We start from the raw sequence: 16,516 nt of genomic DNA on the forward strand, positions 1-16,516 counted from the left end.
CCCCGGTCTTATCTAGGAATTCGCGCCCGTGGCAGCAGAAAAATGCGCAGTCACAATGTCATCAATCAACCGCGCGGCCAGCTTGGCGGTGTGGGCGTCGATGTCGAAGGTGGGGTTGAGCTCGACGACGTCGACAAGCGCCAGGCGTCCCGTGGCGGCGATGGTGAGTGCGAGTTCTCGGATGATGTTTACCGGGACGCCGAGGCCTGCGGGGGCGGAGACGCCAGGGGCTTGGTCGGCGGGCAAAACGTCCAAGTCGATGGAGAGGTGGATGGGTGTGGTGCCGGCGCAGATGTCTTCGGCGGTGTCGCGCACCTGGGCGCGGTCCATGCTGAGCAGTTCCTCGTCGAGGACGACGGTGACGCCGAGGGTGGAGGCTTCGTCGAAAAGCACCGGCGTGTTGTTGGGGCGGGAGATTCCCAGGACGGAATAGTCGAAGTCCTCGCGGCCGACCAGCTCAGAAATCTGTTTGAACGGGGTGCCGGAGGTGGGCACGTCCGCGGTGCGGAGATCGAAGTGCGCGTCCAGGTTGATGATCTGCAGTGGGCCCTGGGCGCGGAAGGCGCCGCGGTGGGAGCCGAAGGCTGTCTCGTGGCCGCCGCCGAGGATGATGGGCAGGTGCCCGGCGCGCGAGAGTGTCTCCACTGCTTCGGAGAGGCGCTCGTGGGAGCCCTCAAGGTCGGTGCCTTGGGTGGTGATCGTGCCGGCGTCGTAAAGCGGGCGCGTATGGTGCAGCGCCAGGGAACCCAGGGCGCTGCGTAGTGCGGTCGGGCCTGCAGCCGCGCCGGGGCGGCCATGGTTGCGCTCAACGCCCTCATCGGAGGCAAAACCAAGGAGTGCGACGCCGGGTTCTGCCTGGGGCTTGGCGACGTCCAGCGGGCGAACCACGCTGTGCCACCGCGCATGCTCGGGGCCCGGGCCATCGGAGCGGCCGGACCACTCGGGGGCAGGGGAGTAGGCGGGGGCATCAACGGTGTTCATGGTTATCCTTTCGCGTCTGCTTCTTGCGGGCCCGTTCCCTGTGGGGCCCGCGCGGCGGTGCGGCGGCCGGTGAGGTAGAAGATGGCTGTCATGAGGAGGATGAAGATAACGCCTGTGGCGAGTGCCGGGCGGTACTGCTCCTGCCACACCATGATGCCAAAAGTGAAGATGATGAAGGCGATAGAGAAGTATTGGCCCCAGGGCCAGAAGGGGACGGTGTATTCCAGGCTGGCGCGTTCTTCGGTGGGCATCTGGCGGCGGGAGGCCACGTGGGCCAGGAGGATCATCAACCACACGTAGATGGTGGCGAAGGTAGCCAGGGAGGCGATGATTTCGAAGACATTCTCCGGGATGAGCGCGTTGAGCGCGGTGCCGATGATCATGACGATGAGCAGGATGATCATGGTCATGACGGGAACACCCCGAGTCTTCTTCGCCATGATCTGCGGCGCGAGGTTCTGGCGTGCCAGGCCGGTAAGGACGTTGCCGGCGCCGAAGAGATCGGCGTTGATGGCGGAGACAGCCGCGGTGATGACCACGACGTTGAGGGCGGCCGCGGCCCAGGTAACACCAAGAGTGGAGAAGATTTGGACGAAGGGGCTTTCCTCGCCGGTGATGCTGCGCCAGGGGTTGATCATGAGGATGACCAGGATGGCCAGGACATAGAAGAGCAGGATGCGTACCGGGATGGTGTTGACGGCCTTCGGGACGGACTTGGCGGGATCTTCTGCCTCCGCGCTGGCGACGCCGACGATCTCCGTGCCGCCGAAGGCGAAAAGGACGAGGATGAAGGAGGCGACCATGCCGGAAATACCGTTGGGGAAGAAGCCGCCATCGTTGACCAGGTTGGCCGGGCCGGTGGTCTCCGCGGTGGAGAGGCCGAAGACGAGCACGGCCACGCCGCCTAAGATCATGGCGATGACGGCGCCGACCTTGACGATGGTGAAGGCGAATTCCAGCTCGCCGAAGGCCTTAACCGTGGCGAGGTTGGCGCCGCCGACGAGGAGGAGCGTGGCCGCAACCCAGACCCATTTGGGTGAGCCGGGGAACCAAAATTGCATATAGACGCCGATGGCGGTCAGATCCGCTAGGGCCACGATGACCATCTCGAAGGCGAACATCCAGCCGGTGATATAGCCCGCCCAGGGGCCTAGGAAGGCGCGGGCGTATTCGGCGAAGGAGCCGGTGACGGGGTGGTGTACGGACATCTCACCCAGCGCGCGCAGGAGGAAGTAGACCACGGCGCCGCCGAGGAGATAGACCAAGAGAACCGAGGGGCCGGCGGCTTGGATGGCGCCGGCGGAGCCGTAGAACAGGCCGGTGCCGATGGCTGAGCCTAAGGCGATGAAGTGCAGGTGCCGGTGTTTCAAGCCGGGGCGCTTGGCGGTGGTTTCTGCCACGGGGATGCGTCCTCCTCAGTTCCCCAATGCGGTGCTCGTTGGTTCCGGCGCCGCGGATGAAGGGGAGTGGTTGGTGCGGGTGGGTCTGGGAGTTACTTTCCTCTAGTTCAGACGTGGGGTCAATTTTGTGGTGGGGGTGACACGGTTGGGCTCTATGGCGGGGGACTCATTCCGCTTGTGGGGGTGACGTGTGTGACAAGTATGTGTGGTGCCGCTAGTATGTGGAAGACCTGCGTGTGGCTGTCGCGTGGGCACGGCTTCAAGCAACCGCCTTTTCTTGGCGTGTGCTTGATCGGCGCGATCAAGAAGTGAGCGTGTCGTGGCCGTGCTAATGACGTGTAGTTTCCACCACCGTGAGGTAGAACATGAACTCTGAAGACGCAATCGTTGACGCCTTCTACGAGAGTGACGACGACGTCCCCTCCAAGAAGGGCATCTGGCGCCTCTTTGTCTACAGCGCCATTGGCGCTTTCGTATTCTTCTTTCCCATCAGCTATGACGGAAAGAAGTCCATCCCGCTTGACCACATGGTCACCATCATCCGCACCTATGCCGATGCCTTCGTGCCCTGGTTCATCCTGGCGCTGGCGCTTTATGGCATGGTGCGCAGCATCGTGAACAAGAATTGGCGGGAGGGGCCACTGCAGGCGGTCTTTACCGCGCTCAACGTGGTGGGCCTAGTGGTCTCCTTCCTCATGGTCATTGGAACGCTGCCGGGAGTGCTGGCCAACGAGGACATCGTGCCCTTCCTGTGGAATTCCATTGCCACTCCGGTAGGCCTTATCGTGCCGATTGGCGGCGCCTTCCTCGGCCTTCTGATTGGCTATGGCCTCCTGGAATTCGTCGGCGTATTCATGCAGCCCATCATGCGCCCGCTCTGGCGCACGCCGGGGCGCTCCGCCATCGATGCGGTGGCCTCCTTCGTGGGCTCTTACTCGCTGGGAATCCTGATTACTGACCGCGTGTATCAGCGCGGCGGCTACACCGCGCGTGAGGCATCCATCATCGCGACGGGCTTCTCGACGGTCTCGGCGGCCTTCATGGTGATCGTCGCCAAGCAGCTCGATCTGATGGGCATGTGGGGCACCTACTTCGCGGTATCCCTCGTGGTGACCTTTGTGGTTACTGCAATCACTGTGTGGATTCCGCCGCTGAGCAGGATCCCTGATGAGTACGTGGACGGCGTGCAACCGGACCCCGAAAAGCCGGTCAAGGGTAACTTCATCAAGGCCGCGTGGCGCGAGGCGCTGCTGGCGCTGGACCGCGCGCCGTCCTTGGGTGCTGCCATTTGGGAGAACCTGCGCGATGGCGTGCGCATGGCGGCGGCGATCGTGCCCTCCATTATGTCCGTGGGCCTGATTGGCCTTCTGCTGGCTAACTTCACTCCACTTTTCGATTGGTTGGGCTACCTGTTCTATCCCTTCGCGTGGATTGTCCAGCTGCCGGAACCGGAGCTGGCGGGCAAGGCCGCGGCAATGGGCATTGCGGAGATGTTCCTGCCGGCGACGGCAGTGGCGGGCTCTGAGAGCATGGTGCTCAAGTTTGTCATCGGCGTGGTGGCGATTTCCGCCATCATCTTCTTCTCCGCGCTGGTGCCCTGCATCCTGGCCACCAAGATTCCGATCAAGCTGTGGCAGATTGTGGTCATCTGGTTCGAGCGCGTGGTGCTGACCATCATTATTGCGACGCCGATTGCCTTCCTGGTGACCTAAGGAAGGCTCAGTCGAGGGCTCACTAGAATGTGGGCCCATGAGTACCTCCCGAGTCCCGGCGGCGCGCAACGCGCTGGAAATCCTCCGGCTGCTGTCCACCATCGACGTGCCGATTTCCGCCGCGCGCATTCGCAGTGAGCTGAACCTGCCGCGCTCGTCCACCTACCACCTGCTCAAGGAGATGGTAGACGCGGGATTCGTGGTGCACCTCCCGGAGAACCAAACCTATGGGTTGGGGCTCGCTGCCTATTCCATGGCCGCGGCTTATGCCACGCAGCAGCCCCTCGTGAAGGCAACGCAGGGGCACCTTGAACGTATCGCTAGCACTGTGGGCGGCTCGGGGCACCTGTCGCGCTTGGCGGGTTCGGAGATCCTCTACCTCAACGAGGTGCGCGCGCCGGGGGCGCTGTCACTGGTCACGGAGAGGGGAGTGCGCCTGCAGGCACAAAAGACGGCCTCCGGGCGCGCCATGCTGGCGCTGCTACCAGAAGCGGAATGGCGGGCGGCATATTTCCCTGGTTCTCTAGGCTTCGGCGAATACAAGGACATCTTGCGCCAGGTGCGTGAGCGCGGGTGGGCCGAAGAAGTTGAGGTGGTGGCGCGGGGGCAGGCGTCGGTTGGCGTGGCGGTGGTAGACCACGTGGGCAGGCCCGCGGCGGCGCTGGCTGTGACCTTTCCCGTGGGCACCGTTGATGCCGCCGGCGCGGCGGAGAAATTACACGCGGCTGCGCAGCAGGTTGCGGCGAGGATGTACGGGCGCCGTTAGTGCGCGTGGGTGTGCGAGGTGCTTGCGCGCCGGGGAACCTGTTGTACTATGAGCGCAGCGCGTAAGGCTGTCGCGCGTATCACTATTTTTCTAAACTTGTGAAAGCAAGTACGTATTTTCGCGTGCCTTTTTACCCCCTATTGAAAGGGGTGAGGTGCGGGTAATGCAGTGACGTCGAAGGAGCCTTACATGTCCAATTCTTATCCCTCCACCGTGACCGTGGGTATCGGTGCGCTGAGCATCGAAGAGGTTGTAGCCGTAGCGCGCTATGGCGCACAGGTAGAAATTTCCGAGGATGCCCTGGCGGAAATCGCTTCCACTCGCGAGCGCGTCGAGGAGCTGGCCCAGGACCCGACTCCGGTCTACGGCATTTCTACTGGTTTCGGCGCACTGGCCCGCCGTCACATTCCGGAGGAGATGCGCGCGCAGCTGCAGCTCTCGCTCGTGCGCTCCCATGCTGCGGGCACGGGCCCGGAGGTAGAGCAAGAGGTCATCCGCGCGCTCATGTTGCTGCGCCTGTCCACCCTGTGTACTGGCCGCACCGGCGTGCGTCCAGTAGTGGCGCAAACCTATGCCGCGGTGCTCAACGCGAATATCCATCCAGTGGTCCGCGAGTACGGTTCCTTGGGCTGTTCCGGCGACTTGGCTCCGCTTGCGCACTGCGCGCTGGCGCTGTTGGGTGAGGGCGAGGTGCGCGTCGACGGCGGCGACATCATCCCTGCCGCCGAGGCCCTGGAGGCTGCCGGCATTGAGCCGCTCAAGCTGCGGGAGAAGGAAGGCCTAGCACTCATCAACGGCACCGACGGCATGCTGGGGCAGCTTTGCCTTGCTATTACAGACTTGCGTGAGCTTGCCAAGACCGCGGATATCGCTACCGCAATGACAGTGGAAGGCCTGCTGGGCACGCTTGTGGTATTCGCCGATGACCTGCAGCAGCTGCGCCCGCACCCGGGCCAGGCCGATGCCGCGGCCAATATCCTTTCGGTGGCGGAAGGCTCGGAGATTCTCGCGGCGGCCCTCGAGGACTTCAAGAAGAAGCAGGTCCAGGACGCCTATTCGGTGCGCTGCGCCCCGCAGGTGGCCGGTGGTTTCCGCGATACTTTGGCGCACACCGCCTTGGTTGCGGAGCGGGAGCTTGCTGCGGCCGTCGACAACCCGGTTGTGGCCAAGGATGGGCGCGTGGTTTCCAACGGTAACTTCCATGGCGCGCCGGTGGCCTATGCGCTGGACTTTTTGGCCATCGTTGTGGCTGACCTGGCTTCCATTTCTGAGCGCCGGACCGACCGCTTCCTCGACGTCGCTCGCAACCGCGGACTCAACGCCTTCCTGGCCGATGACCCAGGCGTGGACTCCGGCCACATGATTGCGCAGTATGCGCAGGCGGGTATCGTCTCTGAGCTCAAGCGCCTGGCCAACCCGTCCTCGGCGGATTCCATCCCGTCTTCGGCGATGCAGGAAGACCACGTCTCCATGGGCTGGTCGGGTGCCCGCAAGCTGCGCAAGGCAGTCGATGGCCTGCAGCGCGTGCTTGCCATCGAAATTCTCACCGCCGCCCGCGCTATTGATATGCGCGAGGGCCAGCCGGCCAAGGGTACTGGCGCGGTCATCGATGCTCTGCGCCAGACCGTCCAAGGCCCGGGCACCGACCGCTACCTCTCCCCGGAGATTGAGGAGACCGTGCGCCTAGTCAAGGAGGGTGCGTTGGTGGCTGCGGTAGAGGGGGCCGTCGGCACGCTGCGCTAAACACCTCCCGCCCCATGGCATGTGCCATGGGGCTTTCTCGTGCCGTCTCAATTCTAAAAGTGCAGACCTAGAAGTGCAGACCTGCTGGTCGTCGCAAAGCACTGCCGTGGCGCTGGACGACGCCACCTGCATGAATACACTTCCAGGTCTGCACTTTTGGCTGGGCACTGGATTGCAGGTAGTGCGGCGGAGGCGAAGTACGGAAGCCTATCTGTGGCGAGGCGCACAATGCTGGGTTATGAGTAGTGCATGAACAATGAACAACTCTTTAACTTCTTAGACCAGCATCTTATCGACCTTCGCAAGCTACCCAATGATGATCCCCGGTGGAAGAAGGTGCACGCCGGCAAGGTAGCCAAACTGGCGTGGTGCTTCGTACTGCCGATGATGCATTGGCACGAACTCAAGCCGTGGCAGAAGGAGACCACGAAGGCATATGTGCTCGGGTTGACCTTGCCCAAGGCAACATTAGTGGGAAAATCCGCCGCCCTTATTCAAGGAATTCCGCTGGTTGTGCCGCCGACCGAATGGGAGGCAACGTTGCCTTCGAACTCGGTACCTCCACGATCTAAAGCCACTGTCCGTTATCGCCGCATGGACTTGCGCGGTAAAGAGACGGTGGTTCACGGGATTCGCGTGTCAACCCTGGAGCGCACGGCCATTGATATTGCGCGGTTCTATGGATTTGAGGAGGGACTCGTTGCCGTCGATGACGTGCGGGCGCGCAATGTTGGCCAGTTCTGGATCAGTGAGACGCTCGGCGCTATGGGGAGAGTTAAGGGTGTTGCCGCCGCGCGGCGGGCGGTTGCTGAAAGCGTCAATTGCGCGGAGTCACCGTGGGAATCCTATGCCCGTGCCTTGATTCTTGCGGCGGACTACCCGGAGCTGCGCTGGGTCAAGGCGCAGTATGTGATTGAGAACTATCGAGCAGATCTGGTCATCAATGGGTGGCTCGTGATTGAGATTGACGGGAACGTCAAGTACAGGCACGAGGTTGAAGAGGTGATTCGCGCGGAACACCGGCGCCAGCAAGCCATCCTCAATAAGGGCTACATCGTTTTGAGGTTTAGCCCAGAACAATTAAGCGCGCGCCCCGACTACTTTCAGGAGACGGTCGGCAAGCACTTGGCACGCGGCCCGCGCTTGTAAAAGTGCAGACCTGGAAGTGCAGACCTGCTGGTCGTCGTCAAGCACTGCCTTGGCGCTTCACGACGCCCACCTGCATGAATACACTTCCAGGTCTGCACTTTTGGGTTGGGCGGAGGTATGGAGCCATTGGGTTGGTTGATGCGGGGCCGCTGCAGGGCAGCTGAATGTGCCGGAGGCGGACAGCGCGCCGCTGCAGTATTGGTCGCGTGACAGTCTTGTATCTGAGACAGCTAGGCCAAAAGTGTCCTGGCTCATGGTGCTGCGTCACAGTAACTTGTCCTGTGTGACGCTGACCAAGCCCTAAAAAGGGACAGCCCCGGGAAACCGGCCTTGGGGGTTTGGGAGGGCGTCGAAAAGCACGAGCGAAAGGAAGTCATGTCTGAACCCCGCGAAGTACGCGCCCCGCGCGGAACCGAACTGAACGCCAAGTCTTGGCAGACCGAAGCCCCGCTGCGCATGCTCATGAACAACCTCGACCCCGAGGTTGCCGAGCGCCCCGAGGACCTCGTGGTCTACGGCGGTACCGGACGCGCTGCCCGCAGCTGGGAAGCCTTCGACGCCATCGTGGAGTCCCTCAAGGACCTCGAATCCGATGAGACCCTGCTGGTGCAGTCCGGCAAGCCGGTGGGTATCTGGAAGACCAACGAGTGGGCACCGCGCGTGCTCATTGCGAATTCCAACCTGGTCGGTGACTGGGCCAATTGGGAGCACTTCCGCAAGCTCGAGGACGAGGGCCTGATGATGTACGGCCAGATGACGGCCGGTTCCTGGATTTACATCGCTACCCAGGGCATCCTGCAGGGTACTTTTGAGACCTTTGCGGCCGTGGCCAAGAAGCGCTTCAACGGCACGCTCGCCGGCACCTTCACCCTGACCGGTGGCTGCGGCGGCATGGGCGGCGCGCAGCCGCTGTCCGTTACTTTGAACGGCGGCGCCTGCCTCATCGTTGATGTTGATGAGACCCGCCTGAAGCGCCGCCAGTCCAAGCGCTACCTCGATGAGGTCGTCACCGACCTGGACGAGGCCCTCAAGCTGGTGCTCGACGCCAAGGAGAACAAGAAGCCTCTGTCCGTGGGTCTGGTGGGCAATGCCGCCGAGGTCTTCCCAGAGGTGCTGCGCCGCCAGCGTGCGGGCGAGTTCACCGTGGACATCGTTACGGACCAGACCTCCGCGCACGACCCGCTGAGCTACCTGCCCACCGAAATCACCGTCGAGGATTGGCACAACGAGGCCAAGGCGGATCCGACCACCTTCACGAAGAAGGCCCGCGAGGCCATGGCCGCCCAGGTCCAGGCCATGGTGGAATTCCAGGACGAGGGCGCCGAGGTCTTCGACTACGGCAACTCCATCCGCGACGAGGCCCGCAAGGCCGGCTACCAGCGCGCTTTCGAGTTCCCGGGTTTCGTCCCGGCCTATATCCGCCCGCTCTTCTGCGAGGGTCTCGGCCCCTTCCGCTGGGCAGCGCTTTCCGGCGACCCGGAGGACATCAAGGTTACCGACCAGGCGCTCAAGGAGCTCTTCCCGGACAACGAGCATTTGCACAACTGGCTTGATGCCGCTGAGGAGTACGTGGAGTTCGAGGGCCTGCCGGCGCGTATTTGCTGGCTGGGCTACAACGAGCGCCACAAGGCTGGCCTGCTCTTCAATGACTTGGTCAAGGAAGGCAAGATCAAGGCCCCGATCGTCATCGGCCGCGATCACCTGGACTCCGGCTCCGTGGCCTCCCCGTACCGCGAGACCGAGGCCATGCTCGACGGCACCGATGCCGTGGCTGACTGGCCGCTGCTCAACGCCATGACCGCTGTTTCCTCAGGCGCCACCTGGGTATCCATCCACCACGGCGGTGGCGTGGGCATGGGCCGCTCCATCCACGCGGGCCAGGTCACCGTCGCCGATGGCACCGAGCTGGCCGCCGCCAAGCTGCGCGCGGTGCTCACCAATGACCCGGGCATGGGCGTTATCCGCCACGTGGATTCCGGTTACACTCGCGCCAAGGAAGTCGCCGACGAGCGCGGCGTGCGTATCCCGATGGAATTCAAGGCCCGCGACTAGACACGAGAGGAAAAGAAGATCATGTCCACCCTGTTTACTGGAATCTCAGAGCTGCGCACGGTGTCGGAGGCAGGCACGCTTGCCGACGCCTCACTCATCGCCAACACCGACGGCACCATCGCCTGGATCGGACCGGCCTCCGAGGCGCCAGCCGCGGACGAGAAGGTCGATCTTGGCGGCCGCGCAGTTCTGCCGGGCTGGGTGGATTCCCATACCCACATGATCTTCGACGGCGACCGCTCCGCCGAGTTCGAAGCCCGCATGGCGGGCGAGTCCTATCAGGCCGGCGGCATCGCCGTGACTATGGACGCGACCCGCTCGGCGGGGGAGGAGCGCTTGGAGAAGCTTCTGGTGGAGCGCATCGCCGCCGCCCGCCGCGGAGGAACGACGACGCTGGAGACGAAGACCGGCTACGGCCTCAACACCGCCTCCGAGGTTGAGGCCGCTCGCGTGGCGGCCCGCCACGTCGATGACGTGACCTTCCTTGGCGCGCACCTCGTGCCGCCGGGAGCGGAGGCCGAAACCTACCTCGATGAGGTTGTGGGCCCCATGCTCGACGGGGTGGCGGAGCACGTACAGTGGATCGACGTCTTCTGCGAGCGCGGTGCTTTCGATGAGGAGCAGTCGCGCCGCGTGCTGGAAGCGGGTAAGGCCCGCGGATTGGGTGTGCGCGTGCACGGTAACCAGCTCGGTGAGGGCCCTGGCGTAGCACTCGCGGTGGAGCTGGGTGCTGCCTCCGTGGATCACGTCAACTACCTCAGCGATGCCGATGTTGAGGCGCTGGCGTCTTCGGATACGGTGGCTACCTTGTTGCCTGCTTGCGACCTTTCGACGCGTGAGCCGCTGGCACCGGGCCGCAAGCTTATTGATGCCGGCGCGACCGTCGCCATCGCCTCCAATCTCAACCCAGGTACGTCCTATACGTCCTCGATGAACTTCTGCATCACGACGGCCGTGCTCCAGCAGCACCTGACCCTGGATGAGGCCATCGCCGCCGGCACGTTGGGCGGCGCCACCGCGCTGCGCCGCCAGGATGTCGGTGAGGGCAAGGACGCGAAGGGCCGCCCGGCCAAGGGGTCGCTGGTGGTCGGAGCTGCCGCGGACCTGCACGTGCTCGATGCCCCGAGCGCTATCCACCTGGCCTACCGCCCGGGCATGCCGATGACCTGGAAGACCTTCGTGGGTGGCCGCGAAGTCTAGGCCGGGGCAAAGGCACCATTTGAGGGGCACCTTATAAAGAAACCGACATGCATTGACGTGGGGTTTTAGATTTCGGAAGCCGCAAATGGTGCCTTTGGGTTTGGTACCTTCGGTCTTTTCGGGCCTTCGCGGACGGGGACTAAGTGTGATTCAAAGGGCTGGGTCAAAGGGGGCTGAGTTAAAGGGCATTGGCTGAAGTTCGAGGTGCCGGGGTGCCGCGTCGGGAAGAGACAGGTCGTGGGGAGAAATAGCTAATCTCACCTCAGTGCCGTACTCTGGTTTGAGCAATGAGCATTACCGATAACGCCACCGGCGGCGTCAACGAGCCGGAAGAATTCAATAAGTCGGAATCTCAGGAAAACTCGCAAGGTGGCGAAGCATTGGACGCTTCGCAGGTGTCGAACCATGACACCGGGGCTGCGAATAACCCTGAGGACACCGGCGCTGAAGAAGCTTCAGCCAACGACAACTCCCAGGGTTTTGCACACCTCGGCCTTCCCGAAGACGTTCAGGAAGCCGTGTCCAAGGTGGGCTTTACCAAGCCATCCCCGATTCAGGAAGAAACCATCCCGATCCTCATGGAGGGCCGCGACGTCGTCGGCCTCGCCCAGACGGGTACGGGTAAGACCGCAGCCTTTGCACTGCCGGTGCTCTCCCAGATCGATACAGAAGCCCGCTATCCGCAGGCCCTTGTCCTTGCGCCTACGCGCGAGCTGGCCCTCCAGGTTGCGGACTCCTTCCAATCCTTCGCCGACCACTTGGGTCGCATCGAAGTTCTGCCTATTTACGGTGGCCAGGCCTATGGCATCCAGCTCTCCGGGCTGCGCCGTGGTGCCCAGATCATTGTGGGTACCCCGGGCCGTGTCATCGACCACCTGGAGAAGGGCTCCCTGGATATCTCCCAGTTGCGCTTCCTCGTCCTCGATGAGGCAGACGAGATGCTCAACATGGGCTTCCAGGAAGACGTTGAGCGCATTCTTGAGGACACCCCAGAGGACAAGCAGGTTGCACTCTTCTCGGCCACGATGCCGAACTCCATCCGCCGCCTGTCCAAGCAGTACCTCAACAACCCTGCCGAAATCACGGTGAAGTCGGAGCGCCGCACCAACGACAACATCACGCAGCGCTTCCTCCTGACGCCGCACCGCCACAAGATGGATGCCTTCACTCGCATCCTCGAGGTCATTGACTACGACGCCATCATCGTCTTCTGCCGCACGAAGCATGCCACGGAGGATGTCGCTGACAGCCTCAAGGAGGCCGGCTACAACGCCGCTGCCATTAACGGCGATATCGCGCAGCAGCAGCGTGAGCGTACCGTCGATCAGCTCAAGGATGGCCGCCTGGACATCCTGGTGGCTACCGACGTTGCTGCCCGCGGCCTCGACGTCGACCGCATCACCCACGTGGTCAACTACGACATCCCGAATGACACCGAGTCCTACGTGCACCGCATTGGCCGTACCGGCCGTGCTGGCCGCACTGGCGAGGCCATCCTGTTCGTCACCCCGCGTGAGCGCCGCATGCTGCGCTCCATCGAGCGCGTGACCAACGCCCGCCTGGAGGAGATGGATCTCCCGACCGCGGATGAGGTCAATGCCAAGCGCAAGGAGAAGTTCTTCGCGGCCATCGGCGCCTCCCAGCAGGACAAGCAGTTCGACTTCTTCCGCGACATGGTGCGCGAATACTCCGCGGCAGAGAACGTGGCGATGGATGACATCGCGGCCTCCCTGGCTGTGCAGCTGCAGGGCGGAACGGACTTCCTGCTCAAGGAGCGCCCGGTGTCCAAGAAGGACCGCCGCGAGCGCGATCGCTTTGAGCGCGATGGCCGCGGGCGTGACCGCGATCGTGATGGCCGCGGGCGCGACCGTGGTGGCCGCGACCGTGACCGCGGCCCGCGCCGCCCGGACGGGGACTTTGAGACGTACCGGTTGGACGTCGGCAAGCGCCAAGGCGTGCGCCCCGGCGCCATCGTGGGTGCGTTGGCCAACGAAGGTGGCCTGACCTCCAAGGACTTCGGCCGCATCACCATCGCCGTGGGCCACACCCTGGTGGACCTGCCGAAGAACCTGGACCCGGCGGTGCTGGACCGTCTCAAGGACACACGCATTTCCGGCCAGCTCATCAAGATCCAGAAGGATACCGGACGCCCGCCGCGCCGGAACTTCGACGATGACCGCGGCCGCGGCGGTTACGGCGGGCGCGGACGTGGTGGACGCGGTGATCGTGGCGGATACCGCGACCGTGATCGCGGTGGACGCGGCCGTGATCGTGGTGGACGCCGCGGCGGCTGGCGCGACTAGCCTCCGCTCGGCGCCGCAGCGGCGTTAGATCCAGAAACCTCCCAAGCTCATAAGAGCCTGGGAGGTTTCGCTATTGGGGCCTAAACCCGAAGGATTAGACGTACATCAGGATGGCGCACACAACCCACAGCAGGTTGAAGATGCCGGAGAACATAGCCAGCTGCTTCTTTAGCTTGGCCACATCGGCGCTGCCCGGGGCAGCAATCGCGGACATGGCCTGGTTCTGCTTCGGGATGACCACGACGAGCAGGATAACCCAGGCGATGACAGCCAGAAGAAGAGCGATGTGGAACTGGACCTGGGACTTGTAGGTATTGAGGTCAGTAAGGAAGACAGCTAGACCAATGACCGGAACAATAGCGGAGATATAGCCATACGTCGAGGTGATCTTGTTGAGGACACCGGCGGCACCAGCCGCAGAAGCATCACCGGAGGCCGCCTTTGCCAGCTGGCCGGGGAAGGCGGAGGTGGAGATACACACAGTACCGACCAACAAAATAGCGGTGAAGGCGTGGAGGAAGATGAGCAAGCTAGTCATGGGAGGGTGCTTATACCTTTCTGTACGGGGCTTTTCCCTGCGAGAGTCTAACGGCGCGGTGAGATGAAATCGAATCGACACTGGTGGCGCATGACCACGTAGTCGCGGGAGGGCAGCGGTAGTTGGTATTTTCGGGCCACTGCGGCAAGCCGCTGCGAGTAGTCGCAACGGTCGGCGGGCGGGAGCCAATCGGCCGGCAGAGAATCGGACTTGGCCTGGTTGAGGTTGCGGGCGGTGGCGACGAGGTTGAGCGGATCGTTGGCAAAGGCCATCTTCTTATCCGGCGGCCAAACTGATGCCCCAAGGTCCCAGGCCGCCGCGAGCGGGAAGACGTGGTCAACTTCCACGCGGTCCGGCGCGGGCGCGCGGGCATAGGGATCGTAGAGGGCCCCGTCGATAGTCTGCGCGGCCTTGACGTTGTCCCGTGTTCCAGGTGCCCATCCGCCGAAGTCTTCCCGTTCATAGCCGGGGACCTGCACGCGCGCGGGCACGGTTGCCACGCCCAGGTCTGGGCCGGGGAGGAGGTGATAGCCGCCGTAGACAACAGTTGCCACGGAGAGGAAGCCTATATAGGCCGTGCGCAGGTTCATGGACTTTTAGACTGCGCGGGGGTGCTCGCGGTTCCCGTATGAGCAGGAAGCCTGTGAGCGCACAGGGAGGGCTACATGGATGCAGTCAAAAGGCATTTCCCAGAAGGCATCAGTAAGAAGGTTTCTTTGGGGGGTAAAGACACCCTTTAAAGGCTCGGACACGGCGTTCTCGAAGCAAAGGCACCTTTTGGGAAATGCCTTTTGAGTAGCGACCATGTAGAGCCATCCGATCCAATCACAAGCGAAACCCCGCCACAGCAGTAACTGGACTGCTGGAGCGGGGTTCGCGCGTGAGGGGAGAGGGGGAGAGGCCTACTTCTGAACCTGCTCCGCTGCCTCCTCGAAGTCCAAGTCATCGTTCTTCTCAACGAGCTTGGCCAGGCGGGATGCCTCCTCGAACTCCTGGGTGACCTTCTCATCCGGAGCCTTGGTGGCCAGGGAAACGCCGACAGTCACGAGCAGAGCGGAGATGAAGCCCGGTACCAGCTCGTAGAGGGTATCGCCCAGCGGGCTCATGCCCCAGCCAATCGCAACGACAGCACCGGTGATCATGCCGGCGATGGCGCCGGTGGAGTTGAGTCGCTTCCAATACAGCGACAGCAGCACCAGCGGGCCGAAGGCGGAGCCGAAGCCGGCCCAGGCGAAGCCGACCAGACCCAGAATCGAATCCGACGGGTTGATGGCCAACACGGCAGCGATGACGGCGATGGCCACGACAGCGGTACGGGACAGGTTGATCAGGACGTTCTGGCTCGGCTTTTTCTTGGCGAAGATGAGGTAGAGATCCTCAATGAGGGAGGTGGAGACCACGAGCATCTGGGAGGACATCGTGGACATGATGGCTGCCAGAACGGCGGTCAGGACCAGACCTGCGAAGAGCGGGTGGAACATAACCTGTGCCATGTCCAGGAAGATGGTCTCGTAGTTCTCCTGGTCAGTGATGGAGTGGCTGGTCTCAGTGAAGAAAACCGTGCCGGAGAGCGCGACGAAAATAGCGCCGATGAGCGAGATACCCATCCAGCTCACACCGTAGAAGCGGCCCGCGCGGGCGTCGGAAGGCTTACGCAGCGCCATGAAGCGCACGATGATGTGCGGCTGGCCAAAGTAGCCCAAGCCCCAGGCCAGGTTGCCGATGATGACGGCGGCAGACACACCAGAGAACAAGGAGAAGTAGTCAGGGTTCTCAATTACACCACCGGTGGCGTACGGGTTCTCAGCGGCGAAGCTGAAAATCTCGCCCGGGTTGTCCAAGGAGAAGAGCACCATGATCGGCACGATGATGAGAGAGGCGAACATGAGCAGGCCCTGGACGGTATCGGTGTAGGACACCGCGAGGAAACCGCCGACGAAGGTGTAGAAGACCGTCACGGCAGCCACGACGAGCATGCCGACCATGTAGTCACCGCCGAAGCTGGACTCGAAGTAGCGGCCGCCGGCCACCATGCCGGAGGAGACATAGAAGGTGAAGAAGAAGATGATGATCGCCGCCGCGATAATGCGCAGCAAGCGCGACTTATCGTGCAGGCGGTTCTCAAAGAAGGAGGGAACGGTAATCGAGTTGCCGGCGATCTCGGAGTAGGAACGCAGACGCGGCGCGACCCACTTCCAGTTGGCCCAAGCGCCGATGAGAAGGCCGATGGCCATCCATAGCTCGGACATGCCGGTCAGGAACAATGCGCCGGGCAGGCCCATAAGCAGCCAGCCGGACATATCGGAGGCGCCGGCGGATAGGGCGGCTACGAACGGGTGAAGGCCGCGGCCGGCGAGAACGTAGTCGTCGTACTCATCCGTCTGCTTGTAGCTCCAGAAGCCGATGGCGGCCATGGCAAGCAGGTAGATGATCATCGCAACGACATACCAAGTGGAGTCTTGCACTGATCTCTCCTTGAGATTGAGATTAAGAATAGGACTCATCCACGCTAACGAGGCAAAAGGCCCTACCCAACTGAAATTCGGCACCTTGACCAGTATTTGGTTACCTTGGTCACAGCTTAATGCACGGTCTTACTGGTGTTACGCCGTTATGTAACGAGACTGTAACAATTGCGTATTTGGGCAGGAATCGGGAACTTTCTGCAACCC

The 16,516-nt window shown here is 62.7% G+C and carries 12 protein-coding genes; 7 read left to right on the plus strand and 5 right to left on the minus strand.

From position 1 onward, the window contains the following. Positions 1–12 precede the first annotated feature (12 nt). Together hutG and M5J06_RS01205 are read right to left on the minus strand one after the other, a co-directional pair. A complete protein-coding gene (gene hutG, locus M5J06_RS01200) occupies positions 13–981 on the minus strand; it encodes a formimidoylglutamase (RefSeq protein WP_250223766.1) in 969 nt (322 codons plus the stop codon). A gap of 2 nt (positions 982–983) precedes the next feature. After that, on the minus strand, positions 984–2,381 hold the full coding sequence (locus tag M5J06_RS01205; protein ID WP_250223767.1) for an amino acid permease: 1,398 nt from the start codon (positions 2,379–2,381) through the stop codon (positions 984–986). Between the two features lie 365 nt (positions 2,382–2,746). Between M5J06_RS01205 and M5J06_RS01210 the strand changes: the two genes are divergently transcribed. The 7 genes from M5J06_RS01210 (at position 2,747) to M5J06_RS01240 (ending at position 13,306) form a co-directional block, all read left to right on the plus strand. Further along, complete coding sequence (locus M5J06_RS01210; RefSeq protein ID WP_144269026.1) at positions 2,747–4,093, plus strand: YjiH family protein; 1,347 nt, start codon at positions 2,747–2,749, stop codon at positions 4,091–4,093. A gap of 37 nt (positions 4,094–4,130) precedes the next feature. Continuing rightward, positions 4,131–4,859: an IclR family transcriptional regulator gene (locus M5J06_RS01215; protein ID WP_144675946.1), complete on the plus strand. Its 729-nt coding sequence runs from the start codon at positions 4,131–4,133 to the stop codon at positions 4,857–4,859. Positions 4,860–5,048: 189 nt separating this feature from the next. Then, positions 5,049–6,602, plus strand: a complete 1,554-nt coding sequence (gene hutH / locus M5J06_RS01220) for a histidine ammonia-lyase (RefSeq protein WP_250223768.1) — start codon at positions 5,049–5,051, stop codon at positions 6,600–6,602. A 249-nt stretch (positions 6,603–6,851) separates the two neighbouring features. After that, positions 6,852–7,751, plus strand: coding sequence for an endonuclease domain-containing protein (locus M5J06_RS01225; RefSeq protein ID WP_250223769.1), 900 nt, complete (start codon positions 6,852–6,854; stop codon positions 7,749–7,751). A 375-nt stretch (positions 7,752–8,126) separates the two neighbouring features. Continuing rightward, a complete protein-coding gene (gene hutU, locus M5J06_RS01230) occupies positions 8,127–9,803 on the plus strand; it encodes a urocanate hydratase (RefSeq protein ID WP_070531219.1) in 1,677 nt (558 codons plus the stop codon). Between the two features lie 21 nt (positions 9,804–9,824). Then, positions 9,825–11,003 (plus strand): imidazolonepropionase, encoded by a 1,179-nt coding sequence (hutI, locus tag M5J06_RS01235; protein WP_250223770.1) that lies wholly within the window; start codon positions 9,825–9,827, stop codon positions 11,001–11,003. A gap of 287 nt (positions 11,004–11,290) precedes the next feature. Continuing rightward, positions 11,291–13,306 carry a DEAD/DEAH box helicase gene (locus M5J06_RS01240; RefSeq protein ID WP_250223771.1) on the plus strand — a complete coding sequence of 672 codons (2,016 nt, stop codon included), beginning with the start codon at positions 11,291–11,293 and terminating at the stop codon, positions 13,304–13,306. Positions 13,307–13,400: 94 nt separating this feature from the next. On the opposite strand, the gene M5J06_RS01245 is transcribed toward M5J06_RS01240, so the two are convergent. The 3 genes from M5J06_RS01245 to putP all read right to left on the minus strand — a co-directional run bounded on the left by M5J06_RS01245 (position 13,401) and on the right by putP (position 16,309). Next, the gene (locus M5J06_RS01245; RefSeq protein WP_070531213.1) at positions 13,401–13,844 is read right to left on the minus strand and encodes a DUF2269 domain-containing protein; all 444 of its coding nucleotides are present in this window, start codon (positions 13,842–13,844) and stop codon (positions 13,401–13,403) included. 47 nt (positions 13,845–13,891) lie between these two features. After that, the gene (locus tag M5J06_RS01250) at positions 13,892–14,434 is read right to left on the minus strand and encodes an HNH endonuclease family protein (RefSeq protein ID WP_070531210.1); all 543 of its coding nucleotides are present in this window, start codon (positions 14,432–14,434) and stop codon (positions 13,892–13,894) included. 312 nt (positions 14,435–14,746) lie between these two features. Continuing rightward, positions 14,747–16,309: a sodium/proline symporter PutP gene (putP, locus tag M5J06_RS01255; RefSeq protein ID WP_070524987.1), complete on the minus strand. Its 1,563-nt coding sequence runs from the start codon at positions 16,307–16,309 to the stop codon at positions 14,747–14,749. Between the last annotated feature and the right edge of the window lie 207 nt (positions 16,310–16,516).

Source organism: Corynebacterium intestinale (genome assembly GCF_023574125.1).
Classification (GTDB): Bacteria; Actinomycetota; Actinomycetes; order Mycobacteriales; family Mycobacteriaceae; genus Corynebacterium; species Corynebacterium hesseae.